This window comes from Endozoicomonas atrinae (genome assembly GCF_001647025.1).
GTDB lineage: Bacteria > Pseudomonadota > Gammaproteobacteria > Pseudomonadales > Endozoicomonadaceae > Endozoicomonas > Endozoicomonas atrinae.
Window position 1 is genome coordinate 1 of sequence record NZ_LUKQ02000627.1, and the last position, 938, is coordinate 938.

The following is a 938-nucleotide window of genomic DNA, read 5'->3' on the forward strand; positions in this document are numbered from 1 at the left end:
GTCCTCTCGATTGGTCATGGCGCTGCTCCCTGCTTGATACCAACAGGAAAACAATCGGCCAGAAAAGGGTTAATCGGGAGGTCAAATTAAACTGGTGTTTTGAAGACTTATTACATCGGTGATGACAGCCCATTCATTCAATCCTTCTGAACTGCCATGTACCTGTTGACCTGAACAGCTTTACTCTGCGCTATGGTGTTCTGGTAAAGAAGATCCCGGGACTGACTGACGAGCAGAATCGCGAGGTTGCCCAAGCTTACATTCAGCAGGCGCAGGAAGCGTTCTATGAAGATGTTGAAATCTGGGACAACAAAGTCCGGATTGATAACCCACTGCTCTGTGATGGAGATGGCCCGGTTTATCAGCTTCGTAAGTGGTATGACCAGTTCTATACTGATGTCGCCGACCTGAAAGATGAGCTTAAGGAACGGAAAGTATTTAAAACTGAGTCTGCAGAAGCAGTTTAAAGCAATGGGCTAAACACTCAGAACAGGCGCAACAGGCGCCTGTTTGCTTATTGATTACTCACTTTTCAAAAACTGGCAGAACAGGCACACGATATATGACTGCGACTACCATAAGAAGACCCCAGACAAGTGTTGCTGTTTTTGAAACTGTATAGCAACTCAACAACTGAATCCCGGTAGAAAGCGAATTCATCAAAGTCCATATCCCTGACCAGAAATTCTGAAAATCCTGCCACTTCCATTAGCTCATTTCTGCAAATTATACCAATTGAATTTTCTAACTACTGTATAACTGCCCAATCACGGGAGCACAGACTGAACAGTCGACCAGCTTCGCTGCAAAGGTTATTCCAAGCTTCACAGCAACAATCTACAATATTTTCATAACCTGAAAATGCTTTGTTTGATAAGTCATGCTCCCGCATCCACTCCCATAGCCTTTCTGAGCTGTTTAACTCCGGTGCGAATGGT

The 938-nt window shown here is 44.7% G+C and carries 1 protein-coding gene and 1 pseudogene; one reads left to right on the top strand and one right to left on the bottom strand.

Annotated features, from left to right (window positions below):
• Positions 1–140: 140 nt before the first annotated feature.
• Positions 141–467: a hypothetical protein gene (locus tag AK963_RS36300; protein ID WP_274520571.1), complete on the top strand. Its 327-nt coding sequence runs from the start codon at positions 141–143 to the stop codon at positions 465–467.
• 281 nt (positions 468–748) lie between these two features.
• On the opposite strand, the pseudogene AK963_RS36305 reads toward AK963_RS36300, so the two are convergent.
• Positions 749–938, bottom strand: a pseudogene (locus AK963_RS36305) (IS630 family transposase); the annotation flags it as partial.